Origin of the sequence: Rhodoluna sp., from assembly GCF_049276775.1 — a bacterium.
GTDB lineage: Bacteria > Actinomycetota > Actinomycetes > Actinomycetales > Microbacteriaceae > Rhodoluna.
In genome coordinates, this window is sequence record NZ_JBASXC010000068.1 from 1 (window position 1) to 7,186 (window position 7,186).

General features: G+C 52.7%; 8 protein-coding genes. All 8 read right to left on the minus strand.

The genetic code is table 11. The features are described from left to right. Positions 1-173: 173 nt before the first annotated feature. The 8 genes from WAO31_RS04380 to WAO31_RS04415 are packed head-to-tail and all read right to left on the minus strand — an operon-like array spanning position 174 to position 6,942. The gene (locus WAO31_RS04380) at positions 174-1,133 is read right to left on the minus strand and encodes an ABC transporter substrate-binding protein (RefSeq protein ID WP_509590690.1); all 960 of its coding nucleotides are present in this window, start codon (positions 1,131-1,133) and stop codon (positions 174-176) included. After that, positions 1,126-1,776 carry an amino acid ABC transporter permease gene (locus WAO31_RS04385; protein WP_509590692.1) on the minus strand — a complete coding sequence of 217 codons (651 nt, stop codon included), beginning with the start codon at positions 1,774-1,776 and terminating at the stop codon, positions 1,126-1,128. Before WAO31_RS04385 ends, WAO31_RS04380 begins: the two co-directional genes overlap by 8 nt. Continuing rightward, entirely contained in the window at positions 1,776-2,411 is a 636-nt protein-coding gene (locus WAO31_RS04390; RefSeq protein WP_509590695.1) for an amino acid ABC transporter permease, read from the minus strand. Before WAO31_RS04390 ends, WAO31_RS04385 begins: the two co-directional genes overlap by 1 nt. After that, complete coding sequence (locus tag WAO31_RS04395) at positions 2,411-3,181, minus strand: amino acid ABC transporter ATP-binding protein (protein ID WP_509590697.1); 771 nt, start codon at positions 3,179-3,181, stop codon at positions 2,411-2,413. The genes WAO31_RS04390 and WAO31_RS04395 overlap by 1 nt, the downstream gene beginning before the upstream one ends. Beyond that, positions 3,178-3,573, minus strand: a complete 396-nt coding sequence (locus tag WAO31_RS04400; RefSeq protein ID WP_509590700.1) for a RidA family protein — start codon at positions 3,571-3,573, stop codon at positions 3,178-3,180. Before WAO31_RS04400 ends, WAO31_RS04395 begins: the two co-directional genes overlap by 4 nt. Next, positions 3,570-4,241, minus strand: coding sequence for a hypothetical protein (locus tag WAO31_RS04405; protein WP_509590703.1), 672 nt, complete (start codon positions 4,239-4,241; stop codon positions 3,570-3,572). The genes WAO31_RS04400 and WAO31_RS04405 overlap by 4 nt, the downstream gene beginning before the upstream one ends. Next, positions 4,238-5,218 carry a dipeptidase gene (locus WAO31_RS04410; protein WP_509590706.1) on the minus strand — a complete coding sequence of 327 codons (981 nt, stop codon included), beginning with the start codon at positions 5,216-5,218 and terminating at the stop codon, positions 4,238-4,240. The genes WAO31_RS04405 and WAO31_RS04410 overlap by 4 nt, the downstream gene beginning before the upstream one ends. Continuing rightward, on the minus strand, positions 5,215-6,942 hold the full coding sequence (locus WAO31_RS04415; protein ID WP_509590709.1) for a hypothetical protein: 1,728 nt from the start codon (positions 6,940-6,942) through the stop codon (positions 5,215-5,217). The genes WAO31_RS04410 and WAO31_RS04415 overlap by 4 nt, the downstream gene beginning before the upstream one ends. Positions 6,943-7,186: the final 244 nt, after the last annotated feature.

Here is a 7,186-nt window from a genome sequence, read left to right on the forward strand (position 1 = left end):
GTCAGGTCCTGTCTTGTCACATTCTGCCTAATTACTGAGCGATGTCGACAGCTAATACCTAGGTTGAATAGATAACGGAGCCAAGACTTACTTCAGTTATCACGTGGCACAGTTTTGTGTCAGGGCATGCCTAAAGCCCCGGAGTAACCCCCGGGGCTTTAGGGCTTAGCAACCTATAGAAGGTTCGGTACGGTTTCGGCTACAGCTGTTGGTGAGAAGCCCCACTTTTCAGCCATTTCGGCCAAAACGCCAGACTCACGTAGTGTGTCTAGGTTGTCGTTTATGGCTTCCTGTAGTCCAGGGTTGTTTAGGTTCACAGGGAAGTTAGTCTGCCCTGGCTTGGTGGTTGAGACGACGCGGTCATCTGGAGCTGGAACATTGAATACGGCACCCTCAACAGGTGTGCTCTTCAATGCGGCCTGTCCGGATGGGAAGGTATCTACAACGACGCTGATGCGACCGCTTGCAAGGTCAGCATAAAGCGCCTGAGTGGTCTCGTAGAGGCTCAAGTCGTCTCCAAGGATGTTCTCCAGGTCTTCGTTCCAAAGGAATCCAAGAGTTGAACCAACCTTGTTTCCGATTAGACCCTGAACAGAGTCAACGCCACTTACGGAGATGAGTGTCAACTGGTCGATGATGACCGGGTTGCTCAACAAAACAATTTCCGCACGGGCGGCTGTGCGGTACCAGCTACCCAGGGTTGTGTCTGCACGACCAGATTCGATTGCAGGAATCATTGCTGCACCGGTTCCAGGCTGCACCATTACATCTAGGCACTCAAGCTCTGCGATGGCGTGAAGGATTTCACCTTCGGCGCCGCTAAGAGACTCGCCGTCAATTGCAGAGAACGGTGGGTACTCGTATGCGGCGACCGTTAGGAACCCGGCCTCGACAGTGGTGAGGCCAGGGTGTGCAGGCACACACTCTTCGGTTGTTGCTTCTTCGGTAGCTGTTGCTGCAGCTTCGGTGGTCGCCTCGGGAGCGGCTTCAGTGGCGCACCCCGTCAAGACGAATGAAGAGACAGCTAGAAGCAGAACAAGTCTGCTGGCATGCTTTGGCATGTGTATCCTTTCGTTGCGTTGTTTGTCAATCGGATTGTTCCGATTGAATCCGGTGTTGGTCGCCTCAGACATGTTTTGCTAGGCGTCTTTCTATGGATGTGACCAAGGCCGAAGCTGGGATTGTTATCGATGCGTAGACCGCGGCGGCTGCCAAGAAAACCGGCAGGTAGTTGAAGGTTTTGGTTCCGAGGAAGTAAGCAGACTGCATTACCTCGCTGATGGTTATCACATAGGCCAGTGAGGACAACTGGAACATGATTATTGCCAATCCCATCAGTGGCGGAATTGCAATTCGGGCAGCCTGAGGCATGATCACAAAGCGGAAGCTATCGACACCACTTAGCCCAGCAGCGCTGGCCGCTTCTAACTGACCCCTGGGAACGCTCTGAATACTTGAGCGAATAGTTTCGGTGGCATAAGAGGCCGTTGACCAAGTGAAGGCAGACACCGCTGCGACCATCGCGGATGGCACTATGTCGATCTGCGGCAGACCCTGGTAGAAAATGTAGAGAAGAACCAAAAGTGGAACACCGCGACCAACCTCGACAACACCGATAACTATCCAGTTCAGTGGCTTTGGTGCAATGTCGATCAGCAATGCAAACACTAAAGCCAGGGGGAAACCCAAAGCCAATGACATTCCTGTCAGCTGCATTGCTTTAACAAGGCCAGGAAGTAATTCGATTACGTAACCGAACCAGGTTTGTATATCCATTAGTTCACCACGTATTTCAGTCGACTCTTGGTGTCGGCTCTCCTGGCCCATGCACCCAGTGGGATGCTCAGCAGTAGATAAGCGGCGCCGACAATGGCGAATGCGGCTAGCCCTTGCCCAGTGCTTTGAGCCTGCTGGTTAGCCCTGAAGGTCATTTCGACAACACCGATGGTTGAGGCCAGAGCGGAATCTTTCATCAAGCCCATTCCGTAGGTCACCATGGACGGGCTTACGGTTCTAAAAATCTGCGGAGCAATAATTTTGGTTAGCAAATCAAAGCTTCCAAGCCCCAGAGCTCTGGAGGCCTCTATCTGACCGCGATCAAGAGTTGCAAGCCCTCCTCGATAAATTTCGCCCAAATAGACAGACGCAATTATCCCGAAGGTGAAGATTGCCGCCTGCAGTGGTGTGAGCCTTAGCCCTACTTCGGCAAGGCCAAAAAAGACCACAAATAGCCACACCAGTGGCGGCACGCTTCGAATTATTTCTACCCAAGTGCGGCCAATTCCTCGCACGATTATTAGAGGTGCGGTTCTGGCTCCCGCCACCGCAACCCCTATAACCGCGCCAATGGCAAAGCTGGACAAGGTTATAAACACTGTCCAAATCATGCCCTGAAGAATGTAGCCGATCATCAGCGACCCAAAACCGCACCGAGGAACTGCTTAGTGCGTGGGTGCTCAGGCTCACTCATAACCTGCGCTGGTGGACCGCTTTCAACAATGCGACCGTCGACCATCACGTAGACGCGGTCACCAACTTCTTTGGCGAAGCCCATCTCGTGAGTTACTACCATCATGGTCATTCCGTAATCTGCTAGTTCGCGCATGACCGCAAGAATTTCTGCACCCACCTCTGGATCCAGTGCTGAGGTTGGTTCGTCAAAAAGCATCACCATCGGGTCCAGCGAGAGCGAGCGCGCGATCGCAACTCTCTGCTGCTGACCACCGGAACACCTGCCCGGGTATTGATCAGCCTTGTCCTTCAGGCCAACTCGGTGCAAAAGCTCCATCGACCTGGCTCTTGCCTCGTCCTTGTCTCGACCTAAGACTCTGCGCTGAGCCAGGGAAATATTTTCAAGAACCGTGAGGTGCGGAAATAGGTTGAAGGACTGGAACACCATCCCAGCATTTCGGCGCAGGGTGGAAAGCTCTTTTTTGCTGGCTCTCCTATGGCCCTCACCAATCTCGATTCGAAAATCGCCAATTGACAACACGCCGGTTGTTGGAGTTTCGAGCAGGTTAATGCATCTAAGAAAAGTGGATTTTCCAGCGCCGGACGGGCCGATGATTGAGATCACGTCTCCTGAGTGAATGTCAATTGAAACATCGTCCAGCACCCTATTGTCGCCAAAGTCTTTCACTATATTTTTGGCGCTTAGGTAGGGCAGTTCGCCTTTCGTCATTTCTTGGCCTCCTCGCCATGTCGATGAGCAAATGCGGTTAGTTCGATTCTTTTCTCGCCCCTAAATCCCTGGACGAACAAAGTTGTTCTGGGTGGCAGCGGATACTGGCCAAAGCGATTACGCCAGGCCTCGTCGTAGGCCTCAAAGTCCTCTATGGCAGCGAGGTAAACGGTTATTTGCAAAATCGCATCCAGCGAAGAGCCGGCGCGAACCAGAGTGGCTTCCAGGTTGTCCAAGCAGACAACGGTTTGTTCGCTGATCGACTCAGGCGTTGTGCCGTCTGACTTGACCGGTATTTGGCCGCATGGAAAGACCAAATCGGCCAGCAAGGTTGCTGCCGGATAAGAGCGAGGCTTGCCATCAGCGTGATCGAGGCGGGTTATTTTGTTCATTCGGGAACCAAGAACTTCCAAGATAATTTTTTTAGAGCGGACCATTCAAATGGATCGACTACGACACCGGATCGAAGTGATTGCGCGATCTTTTCTTGTCTGGCCTGCAAAGAGAGAACTAGCTTGCCTGCCGGCACTACCTGTCTGGAGAGAGACCAGGTTTTTGGGATAGCGCTAGAAGGATCACCGTGCTGATATAGCGACCCCTCGATGACTGAATAGCCGACTGCATTTTTAGAAGAACCCTTGGTCTGACTGCCCCAAAAGAATGTTCCGGTGGACTCCTCTTCGATGTCCCAAAGTGCCGTGGCAAATTCTTTTGTGAGACCGGCGCTCTTGAAGTGAATTTCGCTGTTTGGTTTGCCCAGGACAAGAGCAAACGCGAGCGGTGCAAACGTTGGGTACTTGGTCCACTTAGCGTTGATGCGCACATTAGGTTCTGAAGCGGTCACCCTGGGTGATCTTCTTGCTCCTAAAAATCTGTTGCCGTCTGAAACAATCGCACTTATGCCGGTCCCCCATAGCACCTGGGAAAGCCCGGCGACTCGACCAGCAACCTGGGCTTGACCCCAGGTGTAGCCAATGGCGCGCAGGGCGCGGTAGCTTTCCTCCTTGACCTCTCGTAAGGAGACCTTAGATTCTCTGGCTTCCGCAGTTTGTGGAATCATTGACCGACGCCCTCCAGCTTGCTGGCGGGTTCAAAAACAGTTTCAAATAGAGTTAGCCAGTTTTCACCAAGAACCTTGGTCAAAACCTCATCGGGAAGGCCTCTGTCGGAAAGGGCATTGGCAAGGGCGGGGAAGTCCTCTGGGGATTGGAACCAGGCGCTCCATTCGGGCCACTGAACATTTTGCTTCGGCTTCCAGCGACCGTCTCGCAGGAAGGTCACGTAACTGGAATCCCAGTTTCTTGCCGAGTCACTACCGATGGCAACGTGCTCTGGGCCCAACTGATCCACCAAGCGAATCACCATGTCGCAAAAAGCCTCGCGGGTTGTTTCGGCGCCGCCGATTACATTCGGGTACAGACACGCTCCCACCACTCCACCGCGATCGACAACAGCCTGCATTACCTCGTCTGGCTTGTTCCTCGGTGTGTCAGAAAACCACAGCGGGTTTGCGTGAGTGATAGACACTGGCTTGATGGAATGATGAATCGCGTCAAGCGAAGTGCGATTTCCCACGTGAGACAAATCAACGAGCATTCCAACTCGGTTCATTTCCTCCACGATTCGCGCACCAAACCTCGTAAGTCCTGAGTCATCTGGGTCGTAGCAAGAGCCGCCAACGTAGTTTTGAATGTTGTAGGTCAGCTGTGCGATTCGGACACCCAGTTTGTGGAAAATCTCAACCGTCGAGTAGTCCTGCTCGAAAGGCGAAGTGTTCTGAAATCCAAGTACCACCCCGACAACTCCATCGGCTGCTGCCTCGCGTATTTCAAACGCGCTAGTTACCAATCGAGCAAGATCTGGAGAGTCGTTCTGAAGTACCAACCAATCGCCAATGTTTCGAATGGTTTCTAGGGTTCCCTCCCAGACGGCGCAGGTTGCGTTGATGCCGTGCACCCCACCTCTTCGAACTTCCTCGAGAGTTTTGCGATCCCAGTTGCTGATCTGTAGTCCGTCAAAAACTAGATTCTTGGTCATGCGACATCCTCAGGCCTTGGCAGAAACAGCCAGTCGTCGACATCGACACCCTCCAGCACGTCGCTAACCGTTGGTGCTCCGCTGTAAAGAGTCACTCTCAGCCAATCGGTGGATTGGGGGTTGTAGTTCTCCATGCCGTAGGTTGCCAACTGGAAACGCTGAAGATCAAGCGGCAAAAAATCATCGGCCAATGGGTTCACGTGCGCCTCGGTATAAACCAAGCCTTCTACCGACTGGATTCTTTCGATGATCCCCCAGTGCTTTGGGTGGAGTGATAAAAACTCGCCGGTTGAGGTTTCTGTTCTTGCAGCCCCAAGGTCCTTCATCAAAGAAACTACGTCCTTGGCGACGCCAACCGGGTGCTCCGTAATAAGACCTTTATCCTTGCCGCGGAAACCACGACGAGGCTCCTGATTATTTCTTGAGTAGAACCAGAATCTTGAGGTTTGCCCTGGAGCATTGAAATCGAAGTTATTTGCCCAGCCGTATTGATTTGCAATTATTTTTCGCAATTCCCCAACCGACATTGTTGGGTTCAGCTGCGTCCTATCTACGCAAAGTAATAGTGATTCAATGTCCGCATCCAACGAGGAGTCGATTTCAACCAAAACCGAATCAACGATCTGGCGAACCTCGGTGGATCGCTCTGCCGAAAGTTCGCTTAGCGCTTTGGCTGGATGAGAGATCTGAAGGCCATTCATTTCACCACTTGCCTGATACTGCCTTGCCCAATCAACTACTTCGGTGAGCAATTCGGCCAGCACTGGACCCGATGGGTAGGGCTCAGTGGTGAAAGACTTTTTCTGGGAGAAATAAAGCTTTGCGCGCTCGAGCAAACTGCAGACTCGGGCCCACTCTTTAGAATCGGGGCTCCACTTTTGACTGTGAGCGTGTGCCATTGGTAATTCACGCAGTGCCACCCAGGCATCCATAACTTGAGGGTGACGAATTACGTACGGGACCATGCCTAGCCCAGTTGCGTTTCCCAGACCTAAGAACCTTCGCCATGCTCTGGCCAATGGCACTGCAGTTTCGGATTTGCTTTTGGCGCAGTGCTCGGCCAGATCAGCGGAGAACTCTCTAAGCAGCCAGGCCGCAAGCATCTGAGCGCGATATGGGACACTGAGCGGGTTGCTTGAGCCAATTCCCTCAAAATCACGAAGGCCCCACTTGCCGTTGCCGTAAAACGCTGTGCTGCGCAAAATATAGGCCGCGTCACTAACCTGGTCTGCTTCGGGTTGCAGCCCGTTGGCTAGTCGGTCGGAGACATAATCAAAGAATCGTTGGCTGCGGTTGGCTCTTGCCCAAATTAAAGTCATGTCATCCGCGCGACCATCTTCTTGCTTGGTTACGTGGTTTCTGAGAATCTCAAGTCGTTCAAGGCTAACCTCGCCCTCAACCAGTGCCGAGGTAACATCCCAGTCCTGTGCAATAACTCGGTCTGTTCTCATTTCCTCGTCGATGACCTGCGAGAAGACAACAAGCTCGGCGATATGTTGACCAAGCTCAACTCGGATAATTGCGTGGCCTCTGCCTTGCCCGTCTATCTCCCAGACGCGCTTTGAGATCTTCCATCCTTCTTGCGAGGCATGCCTAACTAGAGCGCGTGAAAAACTGTGACGTGTTTGCCTCGCTGTCCCAAGCTCATGAGGGTCCATTGCTAATTCGGGACCACGAGCGATCAACTTAAGTGAAGAGATTTTGGATGAGTCCGTAATCCTCATGGCTGCCTCCTGGGAGCAACTCGTCGGTAGACGCTCTTTGTAATAGTGAAAAACTCGGCAACGCTCTCGGAGTTTTGCTCCCTTGGGCCTGGGAAGGTTGAGGCCTTTCAGCCACCGAACGGAACGTGCAGCTCAGACCCGGTGTTCGGAGCAATGATCTTTATCAAGCCCGCGATAAGCCCGGTGGTCGCAAGTTGGATGTCTGCCTCACTCGCGGAAAAGATAGAGGCGGTCAATCCACATT